Annotated in this window: 20 protein-coding genes and 1 tRNA gene; 7 read left to right on the top strand and 14 right to left on the bottom strand. The window is 48.8% G+C overall.

Annotated features, from left to right (window positions below; all coding sequences use genetic code 11):
* Positions 1-9: 9 nt before the first annotated feature.
* The 5 genes from LRP57_RS06610 to LRP57_RS06590 form a co-directional block, all read right to left on the bottom strand.
* Positions 10-1,308 (bottom strand): aminotransferase-like domain-containing protein, encoded by a 1,299-nt coding sequence (locus tag LRP57_RS06610; protein WP_231205798.1) that lies wholly within the window; start codon positions 1,306-1,308, stop codon positions 10-12.
* A gap of 218 nt (positions 1,309-1,526) precedes the next feature.
* A complete protein-coding gene (gene trxB, locus LRP57_RS06605; protein WP_331274744.1) occupies positions 1,527-2,465 on the bottom strand; it encodes a thioredoxin-disulfide reductase in 939 nt (312 codons plus the stop codon).
* Positions 2,466-2,875: 410 nt separating this feature from the next.
* Complete coding sequence (gene murJ, locus LRP57_RS06600; RefSeq protein WP_231205735.1) at positions 2,876-5,695, bottom strand: murein biosynthesis integral membrane protein MurJ; 2,820 nt, start codon at positions 5,693-5,695, stop codon at positions 2,876-2,878.
* A complete protein-coding gene (locus LRP57_RS06595) occupies positions 5,692-8,088 on the bottom strand; it encodes a DUF6049 family protein (protein WP_231205734.1) in 2,397 nt (798 codons plus the stop codon). The genes murJ and LRP57_RS06595 overlap by 4 nt, the downstream gene beginning before the upstream one ends.
* Positions 8,085-8,624 carry an NUDIX hydrolase gene (locus LRP57_RS06590; protein WP_231205733.1) on the bottom strand — a complete coding sequence of 180 codons (540 nt, stop codon included), beginning with the start codon at positions 8,622-8,624 and terminating at the stop codon, positions 8,085-8,087. The genes LRP57_RS06595 and LRP57_RS06590 overlap by 4 nt, the downstream gene beginning before the upstream one ends.
* 347 nt (positions 8,625-8,971) lie before the next feature.
* On the opposite strand from LRP57_RS06590, the gene LRP57_RS06585 reads away from it, so the two are divergent.
* The 3 genes from LRP57_RS06585 (at position 8,972) to LRP57_RS06575 (ending at position 15,032) form a co-directional block, all read left to right on the top strand.
* Positions 8,972-10,513 (top strand): CCA tRNA nucleotidyltransferase, encoded by a 1,542-nt coding sequence (locus LRP57_RS06585; RefSeq protein WP_231205797.1) that lies wholly within the window; start codon positions 8,972-8,974, stop codon positions 10,511-10,513.
* Positions 10,514-10,630: 117 nt separating this feature from the next.
* Positions 10,631-13,045 (top strand): transglycosylase domain-containing protein, encoded by a 2,415-nt coding sequence (locus tag LRP57_RS06580; RefSeq protein ID WP_231205732.1) that lies wholly within the window; start codon positions 10,631-10,633, stop codon positions 13,043-13,045.
* 499 nt (positions 13,046-13,544) lie between these two features.
* Entirely contained in the window at positions 13,545-15,032 is a 1,488-nt protein-coding gene (locus LRP57_RS06575; RefSeq protein ID WP_231205731.1) for a DUF1542 domain-containing protein, read from the top strand.
* Between the two features lie 340 nt (positions 15,033-15,372).
* Here LRP57_RS06575 and rplI read toward each other — a convergent pair whose 3' ends face one another.
* The 5 genes from rplI to LRP57_RS06550 form a co-directional block, all read right to left on the bottom strand.
* A complete protein-coding gene (rplI, locus tag LRP57_RS06570) occupies positions 15,373-15,831 on the bottom strand; it encodes a 50S ribosomal protein L9 (RefSeq protein WP_231205730.1) in 459 nt (152 codons plus the stop codon).
* A gap of 25 nt (positions 15,832-15,856) precedes the next feature.
* Positions 15,857-16,099, bottom strand: a complete 243-nt coding sequence (gene rpsR, locus LRP57_RS06565) for a 30S ribosomal protein S18 (protein WP_231205729.1) — start codon at positions 16,097-16,099, stop codon at positions 15,857-15,859.
* Between the two features lie 99 nt (positions 16,100-16,198).
* Positions 16,199-16,771 carry a single-stranded DNA-binding protein gene (locus tag LRP57_RS06560; protein ID WP_231205728.1) on the bottom strand — a complete coding sequence of 191 codons (573 nt, stop codon included), beginning with the start codon at positions 16,769-16,771 and terminating at the stop codon, positions 16,199-16,201.
* 61 nt (positions 16,772-16,832) lie between these two features.
* Positions 16,833-17,123 carry a 30S ribosomal protein S6 gene (rpsF, locus tag LRP57_RS06555; protein WP_231205727.1) on the bottom strand — a complete coding sequence of 97 codons (291 nt, stop codon included), beginning with the start codon at positions 17,121-17,123 and terminating at the stop codon, positions 16,833-16,835.
* A gap of 354 nt (positions 17,124-17,477) precedes the next feature.
* Positions 17,478-18,818 carry an MATE family efflux transporter gene (locus tag LRP57_RS06550; protein WP_231205726.1) on the bottom strand — a complete coding sequence of 447 codons (1,341 nt, stop codon included), beginning with the start codon at positions 18,816-18,818 and terminating at the stop codon, positions 17,478-17,480.
* A gap of 34 nt (positions 18,819-18,852) precedes the next feature.
* Between LRP57_RS06550 and LRP57_RS06545 the strand changes: the two genes are divergently transcribed.
* Together LRP57_RS06545 and dnaB are read left to right on the top strand one after the other, a co-directional pair.
* A complete protein-coding gene (locus LRP57_RS06545; protein ID WP_231205725.1) occupies positions 18,853-19,014 on the top strand; it encodes a hypothetical protein in 162 nt (53 codons plus the stop codon).
* A 209-nt stretch (positions 19,015-19,223) separates the two neighbouring features.
* Complete coding sequence (dnaB, locus tag LRP57_RS06540) at positions 19,224-20,570, top strand: replicative DNA helicase (RefSeq protein ID WP_231205724.1); 1,347 nt, start codon at positions 19,224-19,226, stop codon at positions 20,568-20,570.
* A gap of 17 nt (positions 20,571-20,587) precedes the next feature.
* Here the strand turns inward: dnaB and rarD are convergent, their stop codons facing one another.
* The 3 genes from rarD to LRP57_RS06525 all read right to left on the bottom strand — a co-directional run bounded on the left by rarD (position 20,588) and on the right by LRP57_RS06525 (position 22,546).
* Entirely contained in the window at positions 20,588-21,592 is a 1,005-nt protein-coding gene (gene rarD, locus LRP57_RS06535) for an EamA family transporter RarD (RefSeq protein ID WP_442984713.1), read from the bottom strand.
* 100 nt (positions 21,593-21,692) lie between these two features.
* A complete protein-coding gene (locus tag LRP57_RS06530; protein ID WP_231205723.1) occupies positions 21,693-21,914 on the bottom strand; it encodes a hypothetical protein in 222 nt (73 codons plus the stop codon).
* A gap of 422 nt (positions 21,915-22,336) precedes the next feature.
* Complete coding sequence (locus LRP57_RS06525; protein ID WP_231205722.1) at positions 22,337-22,546, bottom strand: cold-shock protein; 210 nt, start codon at positions 22,544-22,546, stop codon at positions 22,337-22,339.
* A 485-nt stretch (positions 22,547-23,031) separates the two neighbouring features.
* Here LRP57_RS06525 and LRP57_RS06520 point away from each other — a divergent pair, with 485 nt between their 5' ends.
* Together LRP57_RS06520 and LRP57_RS06515 are read left to right on the top strand one after the other, a co-directional pair.
* Positions 23,032-23,796 carry an ABC transporter ATP-binding protein gene (locus tag LRP57_RS06520; protein ID WP_231205721.1) on the top strand — a complete coding sequence of 255 codons (765 nt, stop codon included), beginning with the start codon at positions 23,032-23,034 and terminating at the stop codon, positions 23,794-23,796.
* Positions 23,781-25,490 carry a hypothetical protein gene (locus tag LRP57_RS06515; RefSeq protein WP_231205720.1) on the top strand — a complete coding sequence of 570 codons (1,710 nt, stop codon included), beginning with the start codon at positions 23,781-23,783 and terminating at the stop codon, positions 25,488-25,490. The genes LRP57_RS06520 and LRP57_RS06515 overlap by 16 nt, the downstream gene beginning before the upstream one ends.
* Positions 25,491-25,897: 407 nt before the next feature.
* Here LRP57_RS06515 and LRP57_RS06510 read toward each other — a convergent pair.
* A tRNA-Leu gene (locus LRP57_RS06510) sits at positions 25,898-25,984 on the bottom strand.
* Positions 25,985-26,071: the final 87 nt, after the last annotated feature.

Raw genomic sequence — 26,071 nt, 5'->3', positions numbered from 1 at the left:
TGAGTCACATCAGCGCATCTCGGCACCGCGAGAAGAAGTATTTTCCTCAGGCAAAATACCAAACATATCCACCAATTCCTTTTCCGCATTCACCACAGTGGATAAACGTCGCACACCCTCACGAATACGTTCAGGGGTTGGATAACAGAAGGAAAGACGCATATGATCCGCCCCCTGACCGTCATAGTAGAAAGCCGTACCCGGCACATAAGCAACCTGAGCACGCACCGCACGAGGCAACATGGACTTCGCATCCAAACCGCTAGGCAATGTCACCCATGTGTAAAACCCGCCCGCAGGACGTGTCCAGTGACAATCAGGCATATATTCCGTCAAAGCATCCATCATTGCATCACGACGTTCTTTGTACATATGACGGAAAGACTTCACCTGCCCATACCAGTCATAGTCAACAAGATACTGCGACAGGAACATCTGACCAAACATAGTAGGCGAAAGAATAGCCGCCTCAGAAGCCAGAATAAGCTTATCTCGGATAGCGTGAGGCGCTAACGCCCAACCAATACGCATACCAGGAGCAAACATCTTTGACACAGAGCCTAGGTACACAACCCCTTCAGGAGCATACGAACGCAAAGCTGGTAAAGGATCTGAATTAAAACCTAAGAGCCCGTAAGGATTATCTTCCAAAATGAGGATATGTTCACGTTCACATATTCCAGTAATGATGGGTCTGCGTTCCTCAGACAGCGTAACACCAGCAGGATTTTGGAAATTCGGAATGGTGTACAAAAACTTCAGTGTGCGCCCTTGCGCACGTAGACGAGCAATCGTCTGTTCCAATGCCTCAGGAATAATGCCATCATCATCCATCTCAACATGGACCACATCGGCTTGACGAGCACGGAAACAACCTAAAGCGCCCACATACGATGGCGACTCCGCTAAAACAACATCCCCAGTATCTATGAAAAGTTCCGCCATCAGATCAAGAGCCTGCTGGGAACCTGTCGTTATTACAATGTCATCAGGATCAGCACCAATGATATGGTCATAGGTCATAATTTCTGCCATTTGCTCGCGCAGAGGTTCCCACCCTTGACCAGAACCGTATTGCAAAGCCTGAGTACCATGATGCAGGATCAAATTATGCGCAGAATCAGCAAGGCGCTCCAAAGGTAAATCTTGAAGATTAGGCATACCGCCCGCAAGTGACACCACTTCAGGACGGGAGACAACGGAAAAAAGGGCACGGATTTCCGAGGCGCGTAAATTGTGAGCTCGTTCGGCGTAAGCATCAAACCAAGGGTCTAATCTATTACCGTTCGTGTCACCATGCGGGTGCATTGTTGTACTCACAGCACCGTCCTTCTATCTCGTGTATCTCATACGAGGAACCTTACCGCTGCACAATGTGATTCACACAGACAGGCTAGGTTGCTCTTGGCAAATAAAAGACCAATGACAAGTGTGCCACTCGTCCGATAAGAATGCGACATCAGCCACATAGGGGACGTGCATGAGGATAAGTGGCATACCTGTTCACTGCGAATATTAAGAGGTATCTACCGTACAGAAGCCAGCCAATGCTCCGCATCAATGGCCGCGCGGCAACCAGAAGCCGCCGCAGTAATGGCCTGCCGGTAAGTGTGGTCAACAACGTCACCACACGCAAAAACACCAGGAACACCGGTTAGAGTGGAAGGCTCGTCAACAACAATATAGCCAGCATCATCTAAAGTGACTTGACCGGCCAAGCGATCAGTACGCGGCAGGTGACCAATAGCAACAAAGACACCATCACATGACAATTCAGATGACGAACCATCAACGGTGGATGTCAAACGAACTCCCGTCACAGAGTCACTTCCCAACACTTCGCTGACGACACTATTCCACACAAATTCAATTTTCGGATCAGCCTCAGCACGATCAATCATCGCCCGAGATGCACGCAACTGATCGCGACGATGAACAACAGTGACCTTAGAAGCAAATTTCGTTAAGAAAGTGGCCTCCTCCATTGCAGAATCACCGCCACCTACAACGATGAGTTCCTTGTCACGGAAAAAGAAGCCATCACATGTCGCACAGTAAGAAACCCCGCGACCAGATAACTCCTGCTCCCCAGGAACATCAAGTTTTCGATACTCCGAACCTGTCGCAAGGATGACTGCACGAGTATGAAGAACCTCATCGTCAAGCGTGATCGTTTTAATGTCACCTGCCAGATTCAGGGCAGAAGCATCCTCATAACGAATATCTGCACCAAATTTTTCGGCCTGCTCACGCATATTATCCATCAGATCAGGTCCAAGAATTCCATCAGGAAAACCTGGGAAATTTTCAACCTCAGTGGTAGTCATTAAAGCACCACCAGCAGAAATAGCTCCAGCAACAACGACAGGACGTAGACCTGCGCGGGCAGTGTAAATAGCTGCCGTATAACCGGCTGGCCCAGAACCCACGATCACAACATCATGAATAGTAGGCGTGTCAGTCATATGGACCTCCAAAGTCATTCATTAGCTGAGTGGATCAACAGAGCACACTTACCTGCGAGAACAGGGAAAGTCCACACAATTGATCCGCGTATTTCCTATGCGTGCGGCCAATGTATCAGTCCTTAGCTACTTTCTTCCTGTTGTAACCTGCCGCATGTGACTTATATGTAATTATGCCCAACTTTGGGATTTCCCCTATCCGTAGGGGAGTGAGTCAAACCCTCAATCGCGCCGCCGGAAAACCTGTCAGCAGGAAAGAGTAACAGCGAAATGCCCACCCCCGACTATATGCGCATAACTCTTACGAGCAGAGATCTGAGTAAGGAAGATCAGCACTCATGCTGCAGACATAGGTTCATATGTCCGGATGTTAGAGGGCTGTTTTGCGTGAAGAAAGCGTGCGCTTCCTTTTACTTCACAGTAACTTCACCTACCCATGCCCACGGTAAACCATCGACAGATGTAGGCATTTTTCGGAATGACAAGGAAAAAGCTTGTGTTTCTACGGGACTTTCAGCGGTTAAAACGGTTGTCGGACCCATAGATGAAGAAGCTAATAGAGTACCTTCACGAGGAGAAGTTGGGGTTACCGCACGTAAAATCACTTCACCGCCCGTGGTGGACGGATCCATGCTCATTGTGACTTCAGAAAGACTGGTAGGTTCTTTCAGGGTGAAAAGCAATGTCACGGTGTCGTTTTCAGGGAAATTATTCAGCTCGTAATACCGTGAATGCCAACGAGTCTGCGAATCCCCATCAATGAGCAGGTGTGCGTCTTCCTCAAAGTCACCGCTTCCATTCCATGAAAATACTGTGGCTGAATCAATAACAGGTGTGGGAGTGGCGCTTCCTGATGATTGCGCAGATTCGGATGCCTCATCGGATGAAGGAGTTTCTGTCGGTGTTGGAAAAGCGGCACGAGGTGAAAGGAAGTCATCACCATCTACAGATTTCACCGGTGCAAAAGCTGTCATTACTGCCCACAACATGCTTACGAGCAAAGTAACAATAACGATGATGAGGGTGGGTTTTGTTGGGTTGAAATATGAAGGGTGCGCGGTTTCCTTTGAAGGATGTGCGGTATGAGGTGAAGATGAAGAAAGCGAATCTGTAGCAGACTCTTTCTTTGGCGCTACTATGCGATCGAAATTTGAAAATATATGCGCTGATGAGGAAGAAAGAGTACGTGCAGAGGCGTGTCCGGGTTTTTCCACAAGCACAGGATGCGTGTCTGCTTGTGTAGGAGTAATCCTCACGGTATCGACGCTATCAGCATCCTCGGATATGTGGATTTTGCGGAGGAAATGTGAACGAAATGTGGTGGACGTACTGAAATCATGTGCCTCATGGTCAGGATCTGAAGATTCTTTTTCATGGAACTGAAGAGGATCAGAAGGGGCTGCTTCTTTGTCTGCGCGAGTTTTCCACAAAGCAAAGGAAGCAACGAATGAGGGAAGAATCCTCAAGACCGATGGGGCAGGTAGCATTTTTGAGTTATCAGATGTTTTGTTACCCGCGGTTGCAGGTGCGCCTAAGAATGAAGCAATAACGGCTGGAACAGGCAAATGCTTGAGGAATGGACCTATTAAACGCGCATATTCATGGGGTAAGGCAAAACGCAAAAGGACAACGTATAGGACTGTTAGACATAGTGCGATGACGAGGATCTTCACTAAGGAAATCAACAGGCGCAGTATCGAAGAAGAAACAACGGTGTCAATCCCCATGAGGAAGATCAGAGCAAAACCAACAACGATACATGCCAGAGCGCACAGGGCAGAAACAAAAAATAACCGGTGTAATTCGCGTAAACGCACGTGGGGATTACGTTTCTTAACCCAGCTCATTGCAATAAAACCTTGGGTTACTCGGCAACATGATTCTGCGAAAGCTGCGCATATGACCCACCATTGTGCTCCGGTCAATGCGTACAGGCTCCATCCAACAATGACTTGAAGGAGTGTCGGGATAATACCCATGAAGAACACGGGCCGAGCATCCTCATATGCAAAAAAGACACGTTGGCTGAGCATCGTAATACCCAGTGAAGTCAGACCGGGCATGAAAGCAATGAGGACCCATGCATATGAGCGCACTATTTCGGTGTTTGTATGAGTGAGCATCACGCTTTGCATGAGTGGGACAGCGGCGACGATGCCAATGGCTGTGCACAGCATCATGAGGACAATTGTTGTACGAACTCCAGAATCATAGTGTCGTGCAACAGATGCATTATTTTTTTCGCTGGCTGCGGTGGCGATTCGAGTGAAAACTGCTGTTGTCAAGGAGACAGTAATCAGTGAATGTGGCAGCATGAAAACCATGAAGGCGGTTGCTGCGGCGCTGACTCCAACAATTGGTATCGCATGTGTGTGCCCCCACGTATCAGCCAGTGCAGCCAAGTTATTTGACGATAATATTCCGATATGGCTGACAGCTAATGTAGCAAAAGTCCACTTTGCTACAAAGGAAGCTTTACCAAAAGAAGTACCTCGGAAATGGAAATCTGGCCGGAAATGAATCCCTGCTTTCTTCATAGGCCACAACAGGAGCAAGGCTTGAAGGATGACACCTAAAGTTGCTGAGCCGCCAAGTAGCCAAAATTGGGCCGAGCTAAAGTCAGCAACATTGAAACGCTCAGGAGAAGAACCCCACAAACCAAGGAAAGCCAGAAGCCCTGCAATTGCCACGAGATTATTGACAACAGGTGACCACATATACGGACCAAAAACACCGCGTGCATTGAGGAGTTCACCTAGTAGGTTATACACGCCGTAAAAGAAGATCTGCGGTAGGCATAAAAGAGAAAAAGCGATAGCTAAAGATCGGATCTCAGTGTCGTATCCCGCTGCGGTGATGATAACGAGGAGCGGTGCGATAAGTAATGCGACGACACTAAGACCGAAAAGTACAGTTCCCGCCAGCGTTAATAGCCGATTGACATAGACATCACCGGAACGTTTTTTTAACGCTGAAACGATATGGGGAACCAGAATTGCATCAAAAACACCGGAGGCAAGGATGTTATAGATCGTATTTGGCAGGGTATTTGCTGTTTGAAAGGCTGCGTTAACACCACCTGCGGCACTGCCAATAACAATGAGGAGGAGCGCATTACGAATGAAGCCAAGTATGCGGGAAATGAAAGTCCCTGAAGCCATTACAGCACTGTCACGTAAAAGAGAATTTTTTACTCGTGGCGTGTCCTTGTCAGACGACGTATCAGTCATAAGTTTTCTCCGTTACTTTGTTCATGATTTCCTTGTGCTACGCCTGATTCTGAGGTGTCCTGTGCAGAAGTCAAGCACAAGCAATCTGATGTCTGCGGTGATTCGTCGTGAGTGTCTGCAGGTTGTGCGGACTTTCTGCGTCGTTTAATAGTTCGTATGAGGCCGACGACAAAAAGTAGGGCGAAAAGAGTGGCTATGACCGCTGTGGCTGCATCCTCCCATGATGCTCGCATTCGCACAGTTGCATGTGTCGCATTATTGAGGACCACTCCTTCGGGAGTACTCACAATGTATGTGACGGAAATATTTCCTGAACCGATGGCTTCAACAGGGACTTCTGCGGTTGCTGCTGCCTGAGAGGGGACGGTGACTAACGTATCCGAAAGTACATGCAATCGAGGATCTGAAGGAGTCAGGGTCACTTTCAGTTGCACAGCCCACGGCAGGTTGTTGCGCACAACAATGGGGAATGAGGCTTTCTTATTGATGAGGTTGATCGTTGTGGAAGATTCGACGGAGATGGCAGATGCCCATTTATTTACTTTTTGTGACAGGACAAGGCTTTGAGTGGCTTGTGACGAATCAGAGAGTGTAGGTGTGAAAGCGGAAAGAACGGGGCCTTTGAGCATGTTCCATGCTGATGTGGAATCTTCGAGTGCGCGAAAAATTGTGGAAGCGTGTTCAACGCTTTGGCCGATTGTGGTGGTCGTAGTGAGTTTGTGTGTTGAGGGAGGGGTTTCAGGAACTACGGGACGTGCAAGAGAAGATGGCGAAGTGTTTCGCATGTCGTCGAAAGAAATAGGATTGACCCAGCGTTGTGATCCCATAACGGTTAGACGATCAATAAGTTCAGGATCAAGTACTGTGTCACGATCAAAAGGTATGAATAGAGTTTTTTCTGTCGGATTGTTTTGCCGAGCGATAAGCGCGGTAATTGCTGTGATGACTTGCTTTTGATCGCATGCGTGTTCTGTTGTGTCAGGTGTCCAGGCCATGAGGTCAACGACATCACTTATTGATGTGAGTACAGTGCTTGTATCTGTTGAAGGTGTTTGTGTTGATGTTGTCCCAGATGGTGTGATTTCCACACGTGAAGCGCCAATGAGTTCTGTATCTGAACGTAAATCACCGCGCGGAGCAATGGTGGTTCCTTTTGCCATGCGTTGCGTCAAAGGTAGGGCGAAGGATGTGGGGGACCAGGCCACATCAGTGATGATGTGGGGCAGTGCGATAAAAGATTTTTGTGTTGTAGGGGTGGATCCTGATTGGGATGTGTTTGGCTGAGTGCTTTCAGGTTCAGTGTCAGCAGGATTTTTCCTGTCGGATTGTGCGTTAGTGGATTGTGGCGCAGTGGAGGGAGTTTCGTTGGTTTGAGACGTGTGCTGTGATGCTGATTCAGGGGTATTGACGGTGTGTGCAATATTTTCTAGAGAATGTGATAGGTCTGATGTGCTTTCACGTATGAGCGACCATAGGGTTTCAGATGTGGTGGCTGCAGGTAAGCCCATGTCAGCATCATAGGGAGGTAATGCAATAAATGATGAGTTGCGTTGCAATAGTTGTGACCAGAATGTGCGTTGCTCAGGTGTGAGAGAAAAATATGATGATGACGCTGCTGCTTCCCCTGAGGGGGTGGAAGTGTCCGGTGATATTTGAGGTCTGCGCTGCGTATGTGTGGGAATAACGGAAGGGTCTATTGCTAGTGTTGCGCCAGGAATTTGTGTCAATGACAGTAAGCGTGAACGTAAGAGTGGGAGTGAATGAGCGGGTGTCCCATCTTCTGACCGTGTTGTGAGTTGTGATGTCCAAGGAAGCAGGTAAGAGACTTTTACAGGGTCGATATCTGTTCCAGAATCCCAGATCATTAAAGTGCGGTCGGAGCCAGAAAGTTCTCCTGAATATGCGGCGACAGAAATGCCGCGTGGTCCCCAGTCATTTGGTGATTCAAGGCTGAAGTAAGGTGCGGGAACGTGAATGGAATACGAGGTAGATTGTCCGGGTTCTAAGGAGATAGTTTGGTTCTCTTGCCATGCGATATATCCGGCGGGGCTTTGAGCTGATAGATATGAAGAAATATCAGTTACAGTGGACATTGGGCCAGTTTGTGTTAAAACAATGAAACGCACAGCCGTGATGTGACTCTGTGACTTATTTGTTATAGTGCCAGAGAGTTTTACTTGATCCGCTGAGGTGACTACACGTGGGAGTATGTTATCAATACTGAGGGCTAAACCTCGACTATGATCCTCCCCGCTGCCAAGTAATTGCGGGAATGACGCCCTTGAGTCATCTATGATTTCAGCTTTTCCCTGATGAAAAGGAAAACACACCGTAACAATTACGCATATCAGGCAGGTAAGCGCAGTGAGTTTTCTTTTCAACGCGGCACTCATGAGATATTCCGATACAGCAAATCAAGAGCAATGCTGACAATACGACGTTCATTTGGATAAGCCAAATAGCGACTGACTTCTTTCAGAGGCATCCATGTGGCTTCTTCAGCTTCATGGTCAGGGTCACCATCTACTGAAATTTTTCCACTGCGGTAGGCCATAAGGAAATGATGCACTATTTTATGGATACGATGATCCGGGCTGGAAAACCAGTAATCAATAGAAGCAAGAGGGCACACGATCTGACCGTGGATACCTGTTTCTTCATAGACTTCTCGTAATGCGGCTTCCTCGACACTTTCACCGTATTCTAAATGTCCCTTGGGCAGGCACCACTCAATACGACCTGTCCGATTTCGTCGTGCAATAAGCGCTGCGTAAGGGATTCCGTCACGCACATCCACCACAATTCCACCGGCGGATGTTTCAGAAGCAACAGGCAGATCTGCATGCCGAGAGGAAGCTGCCTGCACCGAGGTATGACGGCGCGGGGGTTGAGGAACCCCTATGCGACGATCAATAGGACGGGTAGGCATATCTCCACTCTAGTTGCAGTCACCACGCTCAGGTAACAGGTAATGCGCACAGTCGCATGAATCGTCAGTTGAGAAATCACACAGCGTGCATTAAAGGTTGAAATATAGCAGGTTTTCATGAAAACTGCGCTAAAAATTTAGGTGCCTCACTTTTTGTCTTTTCGATACGTGAACAGCGCATAACAAAGCGCATACACAATTTCACAAAACAGGGATGAAAAATCAGCATGTCATCAGATACACACGTATAGTACGTGCTGTTGTATAAGGTAGCGTCACATGCGCATTACCCTGCATTGGAAAGGAACCCTGTGGATAAGACAAACGAGCGCAGTATTGCTGCACTGATGGCAAATGCGACACAGGCTTTTGCGGGGATTCCTTCACATATACGTGAACTCGGCCAAGTATTCACTGAAGCAGGCGCAGAAATCGCCCTCGTTGGCGGGCCTGTTCGTGACGCCTTTTTAGGGAAAATACCCCACGATTTTGACCTTGCAACAAATGCTCGTCCTGAACGGACAGAAGAAATCCTCAGCCGCTGGGCAGATGCAACCTGGGATGTCGGCAAAGAATTCGGCACAATCGGTGCCCGTAAAGGACAGCTGATCGTTGAGATCACAACATATCGGACAGAGGCCTACGAAGTAGGATCACGCAAACCAGAGGTCACATATGGCGACACACTCGAAGGTGACCTGACTCGGCGTGACTTTACAGTGAACGCCATGGCCATGCGATTACCGGATATGGTTTTAGTTGATCCACATGATGGACTGGTCGATCTGGCTTATGGGCGCTTGCGTACACCTGTGAGCGCAGAACAATCTTTTGACGATGACCCTTTGCGCATTATGCGAGCCGCACGTTTCGCTGCACAATTAGCGATCGACGTTGATTATGACGTGATGTGCGCTATGGAAAATATGGCGCACAGATTAAGTATTGTTTCGGCTGAACGAATCCGAGCAGAACTTGAACGTCTCATCATCTCTGAGCATCCGCGCCGCGGCCTCGAACTAATGGTTCATACAGGGGTTGCCGATATTGTCCTACCTGAAGTGGCTGCTCTACGTGAAACAACAGATGAACACCGCCGCCATAAAGACGTATATGAGCACACATTGACCGTTGTCGATCAAGCTATTGCTTTAGAAACAGGGGCTGATGGTGCTGTGCCGGCTCCAGATTTCATTTTGCGTTTCGCGGCACTTATGCACGATGTAGGTAAACCTGATACGCGACGCTTTGAATCAGATGGTTCAGTGTCTTTCCATCACCATGAAATTGTCGGCGCAAAAATGACACGTAAACGTATGAAAGCATTACGTTTCGACAAAGCAACAACAGAGGCTGTCTCCAGTCTGGTTGCTTTGCACTTGCGTTTTCATGGGTACGGTGAATCAGCGTGGACTGATTCCGCTGTTCGACGGTACGTGACAGATGCGGGGGACCTCCTTGAACGCCTCCACAGACTTACCCGTGCAGACTGTACGACACGTAACCGCAGGAAAGCCCAATTTTTGTCGCAGGCCTATGATGACCTCGAAGAACGTATTGCTGCTTTACGTGAAAAAGAAGCCTTGGACGCAATTCGCCCAGATCTGGACGGCGGCCAAGTCATGCAGATCCTAGGGATTCGGCCCTCGAAAGCTGTCAAAATGGCTTTAGATTATCTGCTGTCGTTGCGTATGGAACGCGGTCCGTTAGGTCAAGAAGCAGCTCGTGAGGAGCTTCTGCGCTGGTGGGAATCAGAGGACGTACGTGAAATTGCTGCTGAATACCAAAAACAGCAGGCACACTGGGAAGCACAAGCAGCAGCCAAACGTGCTCGTAAACACTCGCATAGGTCTGTGACACAGGATTTATCCGACGAAAACACTGAATAAATAGCACATATGTATGTGTGGATACGCAGAATTTTCCTGTTAATTGGGCATTAATTTCGGCAATAATGAGCTGGTGGCTTTAGTCTGGAAGTGAGTATTTCCGACGAAAGGCATGACGTGCCCACGAACGATCATACGAATAAGCCGCGTACACGCTCAGATTCATCTGCCTCAGGTGATAGATCCTCTCGCCTTCCTTCACGAGCTGCAGCTGCGCGTGAAAGAGCAAAGAAAACAGGTGTGACCGGCACAGCTAGCGCGGCTCCACGTGAGAGAAAAACATCCTCATCACGATCGAGTACGCCGCAAGCCCCTACTCGTCGAAGTATCAGAAATAGCGCCACACCACCTACGGCACCGGTAAAAACTGCGGTGCCTCATAAAGGAAAGAAAAAAGCGCAGAAAAAACCAAACTGGGCAAAACGTATAGGTTTAGGCATCGTGTGCGGCCTTTTTGCTCTCTTTTTCTTAGGGGCAGGGACTTTCCTTTTCCTCTATTTGAGGACATCGGTTCCTGTCCCAGATGAATTTGCTTTAGCTCAAACCACGAAGGTTTACTACCAAGATGGCGAAAATGAAATAGGGACTTTATCGGAAGTCAATAGACAGATTATTGATACGAGTTCTTTACCGGATTACGTGTCAAAGGCAATCGTTTCCTCAGAAGATCGCACATTTTACACAAATAGCGGTATAGATATTAAAGGGATACTGCGAGCACTAGTTACGAATATTACAACAGGGACACGTCAAGGCGGTTCTACCCTTACTCAACAATACGTGGAACGCTATTACGTCGGAGAAACAACAAGCTACCTCGGAAAACTCAAAGAAGCAGTTCTTGCAATCAAAATTAATCGTGAACAAAGTAAAGATGAAATTTTAGGAAATTACCTTAATACCATTTACTTTGGCCGTGGTGCTTACGGTATAGAAGCGGCAACACAAGCATTTTTCGGGCACTCAGCAAAAGAACTCACCCTTTCAGAGTCGGCGATGATTGCAGGTATTATTCCTGCCCCATCAGCGTGGGATCCTGAAGTGGATATGGTGCAAGCGCACAGTCGGTGGAAACGTGTACTGAATTTAATGGTTGAGGACGGGTGGATTTCGCCTGCCGAGGCCGAACAGCAAATTTTTCCTGAAACTATTTCACAAGCAGATGTTCAAAGCTCTGCATTTACTGGAACGAATGGTTACCTCATTCAGCAAATCCGCGCTGAATTACTGGCGACAGGTAATTTCACTCAGGATGATATTGATTCTGGTGGACTCAGAATTATTTCCACTATTGATAAGGCTCGTCAAGAGGCAGCTGTGGCGGCCGCGCAGTCAATGTTTGATGTGCGAGGCTGGGACAAATCAACGATGCACACAGCATTAACATCCATTGATCCGCGCACAGGTGAGATTGTTGCTGAATATGCGGGTGATGATTACCAGTTACGGCAACAAAATGCTGCGACACAAGATATCGCTATGGCGGGATCAACGTTTAAGGTCTTTGCTTTGCTGGCAAATGCGCGTGCTGGTGGGTCTGTGTACGACATGTACGACAGCACGAGTGGTCGTCGTTTCCCCGGTTTGGCTGCACCGGTGAATAATGCTTTCAACCGTTCGTGGGGACGAGTCACATTGGTTGAAGCATTGCAGTATTCGGCAAATACGGCTTTTGTTGAACTGAATGAGAAGATTGGTCCTTCAGCGACGTTAAAGGCCGCAGTTGATGCAGGTATTCCAGAAAATACGAGTGGTTTAGAAGCAACATTATTAAATACTTTAGGTTTTGCTGCGCCGCATAATGTTGATATTGCTGGCGCATTTTCAACGATCGCAAATGGTGGAAAGCGGATCGCCCCGCATATTGTGCGTGAGGTATATTCAGCCGAAGGCGATAAAAAATATGTGGCACCAACCAGTGGTAATCAGGTGTTTAGTACGGATGAAGTCAGTTCAATTATGCCGGCTTTGGAGGCTGTGACGGGTCCTCAAGGAACAATTTCACGTATTGGGGCTGCTCAGCTTGGTTTGAAAACCGCAGGTAAAACAGGGACTTCAGAAGATCAGCTTTCGGCGGTAGTTGTTGCTTTTGTTCCGGAATTAGTGACAGCTGTTTCCCAATATCAAACTGACGAGAATGGTAATTCTGTACCTTTGACAAATATTGGTGGTATTCAAGGGTATTTTGGTGATACTTGGCCAACGGATGTGTGGTTGAACTATATGAAAGCAGTCCGTTCGAGCTTGTCAGTTCAAGATTTTTCCTGGTATGTTCCGCCAAAGAATACGAGGGTAGTGCCTGAAGAACCTATGAGCACTGATTCAGCAGATTCAGAGCAAAGTAACGGTGGGAATAGCCAAGATTCACGAAATAATAATTCACCGGCGCTGCCATCTGAGCCTACTCAACCTGACAGGGGGACAACGCCATCTCGTCCTGATACGGAGGGCGATTCTGGTAGTAATGCGCCACCGCGGATTGAAGAAGGTGACTCGGTTCCACCAAGTGGTTCATTGGGACGTTCACGGTAAATAACTGCTGAACGTTTAAGTCTCATAAGTCTCGCATCTTTTTGGTGTGGTATTCGTGTTTCTTTGGTGTGCTTTTCGTAGGTAATCCTGTTACGAAAGTCACGGTCGATGAGGTATTCGATAGTTGTGCGGGCTTGGCGCAACATCGGCCTGATTTGAAGGGGTGGGCGCCGTCTACGTGACGGGAGCATGGCATTTGGTGCGGTTGCGAAGCTGCAAATGTCAGTGGAAACCTATGCATGAGTATCGTGCGTGCCGTTACGAGGATCTGCTGTGCAAAATCATGGATCCAAGGAGCGCCGCTGTTTTGCAAGGTATGTGCGCCCGTGCGGAATACGCGGATTCCCCTACATAAAACATGAAAATATAAAATAAATTCTGTTTCAAAGTTGCCGGGGGGGGGGGCATAGGTGTAGTGTGCCAATAGTTTTATTTGTCAGCCGATTTAAACCGATGAGCACTGAGGCATGTCGAATCGTCGCTGCGAGAAAGGAACATTATGAGGACAAAATGGGGAGAGAAGCTATTCACTGTTGCTCTGACGGTCGCTTTGGCTCTGCCGATTGGTGCGGCTTGGGCTGATGATACCCAGGTTGATACCTCGACGGTCGAGGCGGCACAGGCTGCGGTGACGGCAGATGCTTTCAAGAATGCGGGTGCCTCGGCTGACGACGCAGCGAAGCTGAAGACCCAGGCTGACAGCCTGCTTGCAACCTATGTGACTGACCGCCTTGAGGCGTTGAGGAGCAAGTACCTGAACGCTGCTGGCGGATGGACTGACGAGAACATCAATAAGCTGAAGGCGGCTGCTAGCGCTATTGAGCTTGACGAGATTGTGGCGGGCATGTACCCGGTTGAGTCGGACCCCCGCACCAAGAGGGTCGCTGCCCTGATCGATGCGGCCACAAGCATTGACGCGGTCTGGGCCATAAACGTGATGGCGAACCTCGATGCGCGCAAGTGGAATTCCAAGGAGGCTGCCAAGCTGATCGAAGGTCTACCTGATTCGCCTGAAAAGGCTGCCGTTCAGGCCGACATCGACCTCCTGAACAAGTTCGTCGCTGAGTACGAGCCGCGACTTGCTGGCGTTCCCTACTGGGATAAGATACCCGCCGACTTCAAGGCGGCCAACGATGATGAGAAGAAAGCTATTTATGACGCAAAGGATCAGAACGCGAAGCTGAATCGGATTACCGACCACGTGATCGAGAAGGCAGCGAAGGCTCGCAAGTCCGTAACGGTTGTAGGTAGCCCTGAAGTGTATAAGAACGAGGCTGTGGCCGCTTTCGGCAAGGCTTTCCTTGCTGAGGGCCATCCTTATTACGTGGGCGATGCCGTGCGTGCCATTCTTCCTGCGCTTGACGTTTACGCTCAGCTGCTCAGCGCGCAACATAAGGCACATGAAGACATTACGGCAGCCCTTGAAATGGCGGTGAACAAGGTGAATGAGTCCACCGAGGCTACAGATGAAGAGAAGCAGGCCGCCATCGAGGAAATCAAGAAAGCAAGCCAAAAGGCTGACGAGGCCATCGACGGTATGACCTCGGCTGATGAAGCCGATGCCGTTGTTGAGGCTGGCAAGCAGGAGATCTTCGGCGTGATGCTGAAGGCTGTCAAGAAACCCGAGTCCAAGCAGAAAGTTGATGAGGCTATTGCCAAGGCTCGTGAGACAGTGGAGAATCGCACGGATCTTTCCGTCGATGAGAAAGCTGAACTGCTGAAGCGTATCGACGAAGTTTCCCATGCTGTCATGGGCGCCATTGACGCTGCTACTGCTAACCAGAAGGTTGACGATAGCGTGGAGAGCGCTGTGATGGAGCTTGACCAGATCGTAAAGACCCAGGCCAAGGCTAAGGAACCAAAGCGTACCGTCAAATCTAAGGCATCGGCCGCACTGGCGTCTACTGGCTATAGTAGTGTCGCCGCCATTGCGGCTGCCCTGTTGCTGTGTGCTGCAGGGGGAGTTACCGCTGCGCGTCGCCGCTGATTGCTAGTAATCTTTGGCACCGCGTCCGCTTTTGCGGACGCGGTTGGCGACACCACAATGTGAAAGACTCGTCTTTCCTGCTTCTGTATAGATGAAGTATCAAGTTCCTCCGTCAAATTAACGACAAACACGGCGCAACCGGGTTGATAGTTGATGAGAGTAAAGGAACGAATGCTTCGTCGATATGGGAAGGCAAACACTCTGAATGAATTACTGTGTGTTTGGCTAGGGAAAGTACGAGTCTTTAGCTTGTAACCCAGCTTTATGGGGTTGTGAGGTACACGTATGGGGGAAGTCATGTGGACTTCCCCCATACATATATGTGCGTGTTAACAGTTACTCAGCGAGCAGCGGCAATAACACGTACTTTCAGCTTTGCAGAAACCTCAGAGTGGAGGTTGACGACCACGGTGTGTTCGCCTACTTCCTTAATTGGGCGTGCAACAACGATGCGACGATGATCGACAGTGTGGCCAAGGTCAGACTTGACAGCCTGCGCGATCTGGGCGGTCGAAACGCTACCGAAAAGACGGTTCTGAGAACCGACCTTGCCGGAAACTGTAACGAAACCAGCCTGCAGGACATCACGAACTGCACGTGCGTCATCAACGGAAGCAATTTCGCGCCTGCGACGAGCAGCAGCCATTTGGTCGATCTGCTTCTGTGCGCCCTTGGACCAGCGTGTAGCAAGGCCGCGAGGAACAAGGTAGTTACGTGCGTAACCGTCTTTTACCTCAACGACATCGCCGGCAGATCCGAGTTTGTCAACATCGTGGGTGAGGATGAGCTTGATAGCCATGTTTTTCCTTCCTTCCCAGTCCCGATCAGCGACCGGAGGACGAGTAGGGAAGCAGAGCCATTTCGCGTGCGTTCTTAATAGCACGTGCAATGCGACGCTGCTCTTGGACGGAAACACCGGTTACGCGACGAGCGCGGATCTTGCCACGGTCAGAAATGAACTTGCGTAGCAGTGCGGTGTCCTTGTAATCAATGGATGCAATTCGGGCCGACTTTAAGGGGTTGGCCTTCTTTTTAATGGGCTTATTGCGAAGTTGAGGCTTCGCCATGATGTTCTCCTCATGGGTCTGGGTGAGTTCCACTCACCCCAAGCGTTCTAATGAGATGTGTTCGTTTCGCTGCGACTATTGATGATGAGTAGGCTGCGATTAGAACGGAGGCGCATCATCGAAAGATGTGGGTGCTCCGCCGTGCGCAGAGTTCCACGGATCTTCAGACGACCCACCTGCAGGTGCGCCATATCCACCTTGTCCATAACCACCGGCTGCACCATAACCGTTCATACCATTTGCAGGAGCAGGTCCACTTTGGCCGTAGCCAGGTCCACCTTGGCTGTATCCGCCTTGTCCCCCTGCTGGGGCAGTGCGAGTAACTTTTGCTTGTGCGCGGCGAAGTGATGGGCCAACTTCATCAACTTGAAGTTCGACAACTGTGCGACGTTCACCTTCACGTGTCTCATATGAGCGTTGTGTGAGGCGACCTGTCACGATGACGCGCATTCCTTTACGCAAGGATTCAGCAACATTGTCAGCCATTTCACGCCAGCATGAGCAGCGCATGAAAAGGGTGTCGCCGTCGCGCCATTCATTCGCGTTACGGTCAAAAGATCGCGGTGTAGATGCCACCGTGAAGTCGGCGACCGCTGCTCCTGATTGTGTGAATCGTAATTCAGGATCATTGGTCAAGTTGCCGATGATCGTGATGACGGTTTCTCCGGCCATATGTCGGCTCCTCGGTGTGAGTTAGATGTTATGGAAAAGAAAGGGACGCGAGATGCGATGCTCAGTGAGCGTCGGGACGCAGGAGTTTGGTCCGCAAGATGGTTTCATTAATGCTCATCTGGCGGGTGATTTCCTGAGCAACAGCGGGGGTTGTTGTCATGGTGACGACAACGTAAATGCCCTCTGAACGCTTGTTGATGTCGTAGGCAAGACGACGTTTGCCCCAAATATCAACGTTGTCGACGGAACCTTCTGCGGCGGTTACCTGCTGCAGGTACTTATCCATCATCGGAGCGACGGTGTTTTCGTCAACCGTAGGATCAACGATCACCATCAGTTCATAGTTACGCATGTGAATACCCACCTCCTGTGGTCTATACGGTCACGGACTTTCCGTGACAGGAGGGTCATGCGTGTCATTGGCATTGTGCTCAATGACCTGGTTGCGTATGCGAACTACAGGAAGTGGTCCGATACGAACAACCAATCCACCATCTTAGCGTGATTTTGCCTTATTTGCCAAAGGATAAGAGGTGATTTTCCTTGTGTTTTCAGCGATATCTATGAGGGTGTGCAGAAGGTAGTCAGTGTGGTTGTGTAAGTGAATTATCTATATGTGTCAGCGCCGGATGTGGAGATGATGGGGGATTTGCTCAATGGCGTAAATAGCGGAAAATGGAGGGCGTTCTTATGACTCCTATGGCTCCTATGATGAGTGTGTTACGAGGGCGTGTTGGGGTGAATACCATGTGCGCCACACGTTGCAGAACAGTCGTGAACCCATGTAAAAAACGCAGTAGACCATCCATAGAGCTGCCACACCTTTTTCGGGGCTTATCCCTTGTGTGCACAGGTAGTTAACTACAGCAAGTGCAGGTAATGTGATGAGTAACTGCAGTACAGAAGCCGTCGCCATAAAACGTCCCTCTCCGGCACCGATAAGGACCCCGTCGAGGAGGAAAACAACGCCGCCGATGGGCATTCCCAGAGCGGAAGCAATAAGTCCCCATGTAGTGATGGAATACATTGCTGTGTCACTGGTGAAAAGATAAGGCAGCCACGGTGAGGTAATGGCAATAGTGATTCCAATGAGGACACCTGTCCATAAACCCCACAGGTTGAGTGTATGCAGGAGTTCGCGTAGCTGGGACTGGTTTTTTGATCCAACAGATATGCCAACCATTGTTTGCGCTGCGATGGCAAGAGCATCCAGCAAGAAACAAGCGAATATCCATATGGAAAGAATGATCTGGTATGAAGCCACTGCCTTCGTTCCCAGTGTTGTTGCTGGCCACAGTAAAAGTAAGCCGACGAGCCGTAAACTCATGCCGCGAACCATCAGGGGCGCTCCTTCAAGGACTGCTCCCCATAAACCTGAACGTGAGGCAGAAAGAGGAATGTTGAGAGTGTGAGCGTGCCTTAGCACTAATCCTGCCATTATTGCGCCCATTGCTGTTTGAGCAAGGCTTGTTCCTGCTCCTGAGCCTGCGACTCCCCATTCAAAACCGTATATGAACAGCGCATTTAAGAGGATGTTGAGTAGTGTTCCTATCAGTGTGATAACCATAGGCGTGCGGGTGTCTTGCATACCGCGAAATGTGCCTACGGCGGCCATAGTAATGAACATTCCGATTGTGCCTGGAGCGGCGGAGTATAGGTAGCTCAGTGCATGTGGCGCTACTTCAGGGGTTGTGTGAAAAAGTCCTGTCAGAGTTGGGCCTAAAACGATCAATAATGCGGTGGTTATGATTCCAAGTCCGCATGCCAGCCAGATTGCGTCAATACCTGAACGTATCGCTTTGCGGTCGTCGCCGCTGCCGAGTGCTCGGGCAGATAGTGATGTTGTGGAGTAGGACAGGAAAATGAAAAGTGTGACTGCCGTCATGAGGATTTGTGAGGCGACGGCTTGGCCTGCAAGTTCATTAGTTCCGAGGTGCCCGATCATTGATGAGTCAATGAGGGTAAAAAGAGGTTCTGCGATAAGTGATGCCAATGCAGGTAAAGCAAGTGTGAGGACACGTGAGGTCAGGTCTGTTGATCGTGGCATGAGTATGAGTATTTCATGTGGGTGAGGCGCTTTCTTGGGTAGTGAAATTGTTGATGTTGTGAAGTGCTGCGAGAGAACAGATGAAAGCAACCTTCAAGTGGTGCTTGAAGGTTTGTTAAGTGGTGCAGATCATATGCAAAATATTTATCCCCAAGACAATCCACAGGTTGTGCATATCTTTGTGGACATTGAATAATGAAAATCCACGTTATAGCGACCCTTTCAGAGATATCTGCACGAGGAAGGCGTGAAAGAATGTGGGTGACACGCCGATGTATCCACACTCTGTCCACATTCATTCACAGGTTTATCCACAACTGTGATGTGCTATGAAGATGGAGTGCAGGTGTTATTCATATATGTCAGCACTAATAAAAGAGAACACTTGAGCAACGGAAAGAAACCATGAGTAGCGATACTTTTGATCGGGTTCCCCCACATGACACAGATGCAGAGATATCTGTTCTTGGCTCAATGATGTTATCGCGTGAGGCGATCAACGAGGTTGCTGAAGAAATTACGGGAGCCGACTATTACGAGCCGGCACATGAGCTTATCCACAATACGATTATTGATCTGAATAGTCGTGGCGAACCTGCAGATGCCATCACTGTTTCAGGTGAACTTCAACGCCGAGGTGAACTCACACGTGTGGGAGGCGCAGCCTACCTTCATACCCTCATCGCTTCAGTACCTACCGCGGCAAATGCGGGATATTACGCGCGTATAGTGAGCGAACGCGCCATTTTACGTCGCCTTGTGTCAGCAGGAACACGTGTCGTCCAGTTAGGGTACGCCGATGCAGGGGGTGACGTGGATGAAATTGTTGATCGTGCTCAGGCAGAAATCTACGCTGTTGCAGAAAGACGTTCAGTAACTGACTACGTGCCTATGTCTGTTTTGTCAGACAATGTGCTAACCGAACTTGAACGTATCGAATTAGACAGGGGTAAGCTGCGTGGCGTACCTACAGGATTTACTGACCTAGATAATTTGACTCAAGGTTTGCAGGGCGGGCAAATGGTTATTGTGGCGGCCCGACCTGCAATGGGTAAATCCACTTTAGCTTTAGATTTTTGTCGTTCAGCATCAATTAAACACGGCATTACCAGTGTGATTTTTTCGCTTGAAATGAGTCAAAATGAAATCGCAATGCGTATGCTTTCTGCCGAATCCGGTGTTCACCTCCATAAAATGCTGTCGGGAAAAATGACTGAAACGGATTGGCGCAAAGTTTCTGACACGACAGCAAAGATCGCTGAAGCACCGCTTTTTGTTGATGATTCAGCGAATATGACAATTACAGAGATACGTTCAAAGTGTTTCCGTTTAAGTCAGCAGCATAATTTAGGTCTTGTTGTGGTGGACTACCTTCAGCTCATGACATCAGGACGTCACGTAGAGTCGCGTCAACAAGAGGTATCTGCGCTTTCACGTAATCTCAAGCTTTTGTCGAAAGAAATTAATGCGCCTGTGGTGGCTGTTGCACAGCTCAACCGTGGTCCTGAAGCTCGTACTGACAAAAAACCTATGATGTCTGATTTGCGTGAATCGGGATCACTGGAACAGGATGCGGATATTATCCTTCTGCTCCACAGGCCTGAGTATTACAACAAGGATGATAGGCCAGGGGAAGCTGACATTATCGTTGCTAAGCACCGTAATGGCGAAACAGGGACAATCCGCGCCTTATTCCAAGGGCATATGGCACGGTTTGCGAACTTTACAGGCCGTGAAGAACCTGCGCACTGATAGGAAACTTGTGTTTCTTAGGGTGTTGCAGTGGGTTGTTTACAGATGAGTTTACGTGCTCGCCGAGTTGCTATCGCTAAATCAAAGGTGAGGAATATTAACGCCAGCCAGATGAAGCCGGTAGCGACCCAGCGCATGGGTTCCATTTCCTCATGGAAAAGAAAAACTCCAAGGACTAATTGCATAACTGGTGACACGTATTGAATAAAACCGATGGTGCCCAGCGGCAGACCCTGACTTGCTGTGGCGTACATGATGAGTGGAATCATTGTGATGGCTCCCGCACTGATAAGTAATGCCAGATGAAGTCCCCATGCTACATCGCTGTTTCCTGCGGTAATTACGTGAAAAGAGGTGGAGTGATTCCATGCTAAGTAAGCAAGGTAGATTAAAAGGAATGGCGACACGATAGCTGTTTCAATAGCCATTCCTTCAACCGGCCCCACCTTATGTGCGACGTCTTTTTTCACCAGTGAATACAAGGAAAAACTCAATGGTAAGGCCAAGGCAATCCAAGGTAAGCGTCCTAAGCCAACGATGAGAATTACGACTGCGATAATCCCTAATGATAGGGAGATCATTTGCAAGCGCGTGATACGTTCATGCAGAACGCACAGGCCGAGGGCAACGGTCATTAAAGGATTGATGAAATAGCCGAGTGCAGCATCAATTGTGTGACCGCTCATCACAGCGTAAACATAGACCGTCCAGTTGATAACAATGAGGAACCCGGCGGCAGCTAAACGCAATACGGTGCCGCGATCACGTAGGGCTTCGCGTAAATGATGAAGATGATGCATGAGGGTGAGTGCCACTAGGCAGAAAAATAAACCCCATACTGCGCGGTGAACAATGACTTCTAAGGGCTGGGCAGGGTGTAGAAGTCTGAAAAATAAAGGGAAAAATCCCCAGAGTATGTAGCAGGAAAAAGCAAGGAAAAGAGAGCGTGTGTATAGCGTTCTTTGGGCAGAAGTATCTGAAGAAGGCGCAGAGAAGTTGGAAGTATCAGGGCAATGGGTCACCACGGCAGCGTAGCGTATAAAACACGAAAAGCGCAGGAACCTTACCTGCGCTTGTTTTCCAACAGGGGGCACGCTTCTTTGCGCACCCCGAAAAAGCATTTTAGATTTCTGAGCGATGAGCGTATGAGTATAGGCGAGGTGTAATACCAATCAGCGCGACAAGGACGAGTGAGCAGATAACTAACGCACCCAAAGATTCTGAGGCAAATGCTGCGACGGCTGCGGAAAATACCAGCACGAGGGTAGCGATAACGATGGCGATTACATCAGCAGTTGCTTGCCAAGGAGCGGGTTGGAGGTGAGAATCAACAATGTGGCTCATGGAGGGCCCTTTCTGTAGTCAATGCCGCGAGGCACTGACCGCGCCCCGCACGGCAGCGTGTCAATGAGATGCTGTTGATAGCTGAACAGTTAAAAGTAACTGGAACAGCCAGAACAAGCAAGGAATAGTTTAACAAGTGCGAGTGTAAAAACCATAGTCTTGTGAGTGAAAACACCTACGGCTTCTCAGGATCAATATATTGAGGGCATAAACACAATGTGGGCAGGTGTTTGGATATCGAGTCGATGATTTTTCTGTGTATTTATAGGTGAAATAGGTGTTTTATTTTGGCTGGTTGCAGAGTGATTATGTGCGCTCATGTGAAAGACTCGTACATATGGAGTAAATGTACGAGTCTTTACATGTGTGTTTCAGGAAATATGCATGTATAAATTTCCAGAATTTTTCATTCGGTGAAAGTTTCAGCCGATTCGAGTAACGTTTTCTGCCTGTAACCCTTTCGGGCCATTGATGGTAGTAAACTCCACTTTTTCTTCTTCGTGCAGGGTTCTGCGCCCTGCTTCTTGTGAAATGCTGGAATAGTGGACAAATACATCAGCAGAGCCATCATCGGGGGTGATGAAACCAAAGCCTTTATCGTCGTTAAACCATTTCACGGTACCGCGAGCCATTGAAGACAATCCAATCAGTAAATCCCTCTAAAAATAGAGGAGTGACCCACGTCCGAGTGGAACGAGGGATAGCCGGCCCAATTTGCGCATGTATGAGCGGAATCTCCGTCTAACTGTGAAAATGAGAGACTACTCTTTAACAATATCGCTTTGAGTTAAAAAATTCAGGTAATTGGATTAATAAACAGGAAAAATGACATAGGTATCAATTAATGATTGAGATTTTCAAAGAGAAATATTGACCTATATATAAATTGATCTATATATAAATGGTGTTAATGAAAATATTTGGTGAGAATTCTATGGTAACTAAATGACGTCAGACATGTAAAAAATCACAAATAAATGCTATAGTATAAAAGGCGTTTTTTTTTGTAATCGAATGCCGTCTATTTGAAATTAAAAAATAAGCAGCTACGTATAGCTGTTACCCTAAGTTAGGTATCACTTCATTGCCAGATGGCACTACCGGATGGAGAAAATACATGAATAGTCCACAAGGAATTGCACTTGCCCTAAGAAATTTGGTGAAAGTATATGGCAATCTTGTTGCTGTATCTGACCTTTCTCTTGATATACCATCCGGTGCATTCTACGGATTCGTAGGACCAAACGGAGCGGGAAAAACAACAACACTCACCATGGCAACAGGCCTGCTACACCCAGATCAAGGCACCGCACATGTCCACGGTGTTGATGTGTGGAACGACCCAATCCAAGCCCGTCGCTTACTTGGCGTTATGCCTGACGGGATGCGCCTCCTCGATAAACTCTCAGGAGCTGACCTTCTGACACATGTTGCTATGCTGCGCGGACTTGATCGAATAACTGCGCGTAACCGCACAAATGAACTTCTTGAAGCCCTCGATCTCACAGAGGCAGCAACGAAACTCGTGGGTGACTACTCCGCCGGCATGACAAAGAAAATCGCACTCGGAACAGCGCTAATTCATGGCCCCTCAGTTATCGTCCTAGATGAACCATTTGAAGCAGTTGACCCTGTCTCTGCAGCAAATATCAAAACAATCTTGAACGGTTTTGTCTCTGGCGGTGGTACCGTCATCCTTTCCAGCCACGTAATGGATACAGTCCAATCCCTGTGCTCACACGTCGCCGTTATCAACCACGGTCAAGTCATTGCTGCTGGCACAACTGATGAAGTTGCCGCAGGTTCTACCCTTGAAGACCGCTTCACTGAACTTGTCGGTGGCCGTCGCAACAATGAGGGGCTGTCGTGGTTCGCCAACTAATCCGCCTAAAAGCAAAAATTATGTGGAACACCATTTCCCGTCAAACATGGGTTTTGGTGATGACGATTCTTGGACTCCTTTACGCTTTGAGTATTCTCAGCATGATAGGAGCGGGTGTAGTTTTCGGTATCCTCGCAGGCCACGAACACATCATTATGCCAATGCTTACCTTTGCCGGTGGAATCTTTATCCTAGGGTGGTGGCTGGTTCCAGCAATGTTTTCTGGCATGGACAACACCCTTGACCCAAAAAAATTTGCACCTTACCTGGGTCCCTCACGTAAATTCGCCTTCGGACTATCCGTTGCCACAGGTATCGGCGTACCAGGAATTTTTTCCACCCTCGCTTTCTTCATGCCCGCAATCGGGTGGGCAGTTGCAGGTCAATGGGTGTCCGCCATCGCAGCACTCCTCCTCCTGCCCTTGGCTTTACTTACCGCTTTCACATGGGCCAGTGCAATTACCACATGGGTAGGAGTCCGTTTACAAGCAACATCAACACGCCGTGACATGAGCACAGCTATTGCCACCATCATATTCTTGCTTGTATTCACTCCCCTGGGCGTATGGATTAACTGGATTGTCCAAGACTTCAATCCTGATTTCTTTATCCAGAGTGCTGAAATCATGGGATGGACACCTTTCGGTGCCATCTGGGGGGTGCCAGCTTCGCTTGCGCAAGGAAATATCCTATTCGCCTGCCTGCGCCTCCTCATTGCTCTCGTGACCTATGCGTGTGGTTTCTGGGGATGGAGTCATGTTATTTTCGGTGCAATGAGTGGCCTTGCGCGTCCTGTTTCCCAGAAAGCACAGGAAGCAATCGCGGCAGGTCGCAGAGAAATAGACCCCCATCATGCGCAGAAAAAGTTCGCACACCCGATTGCGGGTAGGGCGACCTCATCGGCAAAAGTTCCAAATGCGCTGCCACGAGTAGAGCTGTGGCAAATATGTGGTTTAAGTGCGCCGACCGCTTCTATGGCTGCACGTACAGCTCGTTACTGGATACGTGATGCGCGCTTGCTCGTTACTGTGATAACGGTTCCTCTATTCTTCTTCATGGGTATCATGTGGACTCGACTGCCAGGAATGTCAAGCGCACACGGGACCTTCTTTATCTACATGGCACCTGTCCTAATCGGAGCAACCATTGGGGCAAGTACCCAGTACGATTCCACAGCTTTTTGGATTCCTGTGTCCTCAGCTATCAAAGGAAAACACGAACGGCGCGGTCGATTATTTGGTTCGCTTCCTCTCAATAGTGGGATTTTAGTGGTGTGTACCCTTGCTATTGCCTTTTTCAAGGGACTGGGAATCATGGAAACACTTGTGTTGCTGATTTTCCTGATGGCACTGCTGATTGATGCTGCCGTAGTGACGTTAATAATCGGTTCCGCATGGGTTTACCCCGTGCAACCGCCAGGGACCTCACCGATGTCCGCTCGTGGTACGGGTAGTTTCATGACAACAATGCTGACCCAAACGGCGACACTCTGTGGTTCAGTTATCGCCTCATTACCTGTGCTTGTGGTTTACATTTTGTCAAACACTGGTGTCCTTCCCTCATGGATGGTTGTACTCACAGGAATCATCTGGACATGCCTTTTTGCCCACTTGGGCCTACTGTGGGCTGGACGAATCTGGGATCGTCGTAGTGTGAAAGTATTGAACACTATTCGCAGCTGGCCTGGACACTAAATGTGAGCGGCTGCGTGTAACACCGCCACTTTCCTGTGTACAACAGTGACCCCACCTGAAAGACTGCAGTTCGTAGTCTCTTTCAGGTGGGGTTCCTTTTGAGGTTACAGGTCAATACAATCGGCTACAAGGGATCACACATCACCATAAGACCTGATGAGTAAACATTCAGCAGGATAATCCTCAAACACAGATACACTTCCGCTACCCTACCTTTAGTCAAAGATGAGCACCCACATAAATTGTCCTATAGCCAGATAAATAGCCAGATAAAGTGGCTCTTGGAAGGCTCATGGCAGTGTGGTAGATCTTCGGATATGGCGGCATGGCATATAAGCGCATAAGCCCAGAGCGTGGAGTACGAAAAGTAAAAACCTGTGGACACATGATGTATCCACAGGAATCTATGGTGCGCGAGGGGGGAGTTGAACCCCCACTCCATCACTGGAACACGGACCTGAACCGTGCGCGTCTGCCTATTCCGCCACTCGCGCGTGCTAGGCAACGATACGAAAAAAGATACCCTTTCGTCAAGCTGAACGATTAATTCACACAGGACACACAGACTCGACAATGGCCAA

The organism is Schaalia sp. lx-260 (assembly GCF_021083645.1).
GTDB lineage: Bacteria > Actinomycetota > Actinomycetes > Actinomycetales > Actinomycetaceae > Pauljensenia.
Note: the sequence above shows the minus strand (reverse complement) of the source record. Positions and strands in the feature narration are given on the sequence as shown.

Excerpts from the sequence above, each read along its gene's own strand:
- LRP57_RS06610 (WP_231205798.1), bottom strand. The coding sequence starts at position 1,308 with ATGCACCCGCATGGTGACACGAACGGTAATAGATTAGACCCTTGGTTT.
- trxB (WP_331274744.1), bottom strand. The coding sequence starts at position 2,465 with ATGACTGACACGCCTACTATTCATGATGTTGTGATCGTGGGTTCTGGG.
- murJ (WP_231205735.1), bottom strand. The coding sequence starts at position 5,695 with ATGACTGATACGTCGTCTGACAAGGACACGCCACGAGTAAAAAATTCT.
- LRP57_RS06595 (WP_231205734.1), bottom strand. The coding sequence starts at position 8,088 with ATGAGTGCCGCGTTGAAAAGAAAACTCACTGCGCTTACCTGCCTGATA.
- LRP57_RS06590 (WP_231205733.1), bottom strand. The coding sequence starts at position 8,624 with ATGCCTACCCGTCCTATTGATCGTCGCATAGGGGTTCCTCAACCCCCG.
- LRP57_RS06585 (WP_231205797.1), top strand. The coding sequence starts at position 8,972 with ATGGCAAATGCGACACAGGCTTTTGCGGGGATTCCTTCACATATACGT.
- LRP57_RS06575 (WP_231205731.1), top strand. The coding sequence starts at position 13,545 with ATGAGGACAAAATGGGGAGAGAAGCTATTCACTGTTGCTCTGACGGTC.
- rplI (WP_231205730.1), bottom strand. The coding sequence starts at position 15,831 with ATGGCTATCAAGCTCATCCTCACCCACGATGTTGACAAACTCGGATCT.
- rpsR (WP_231205729.1), bottom strand. The coding sequence starts at position 16,099 with ATGGCGAAGCCTCAACTTCGCAATAAGCCCATTAAAAAGAAGGCCAAC.
- LRP57_RS06560 (WP_231205728.1), bottom strand. The coding sequence starts at position 16,771 with ATGGCCGGAGAAACCGTCATCACGATCATCGGCAACTTGACCAATGAT.
- rpsF (WP_231205727.1), bottom strand. The coding sequence starts at position 17,123 with ATGCGTAACTATGAACTGATGGTGATCGTTGATCCTACGGTTGACGAA.
- LRP57_RS06550 (WP_231205726.1), bottom strand. The coding sequence starts at position 18,818 with ATGCCACGATCAACAGACCTGACCTCACGTGTCCTCACACTTGCTTTA.
- dnaB (WP_231205724.1), top strand. The coding sequence starts at position 19,224 with ATGAGTAGCGATACTTTTGATCGGGTTCCCCCACATGACACAGATGCA.
- LRP57_RS06530 (WP_231205723.1), bottom strand. The coding sequence starts at position 21,914 with ATGAGCCACATTGTTGATTCTCACCTCCAACCCGCTCCTTGGCAAGCA.
- LRP57_RS06525 (WP_231205722.1), bottom strand. The coding sequence starts at position 22,546 with ATGGCTCGCGGTACCGTGAAATGGTTTAACGACGATAAAGGCTTTGGT.
- LRP57_RS06520 (WP_231205721.1), top strand. The coding sequence starts at position 23,032 with ATGAATAGTCCACAAGGAATTGCACTTGCCCTAAGAAATTTGGTGAAA.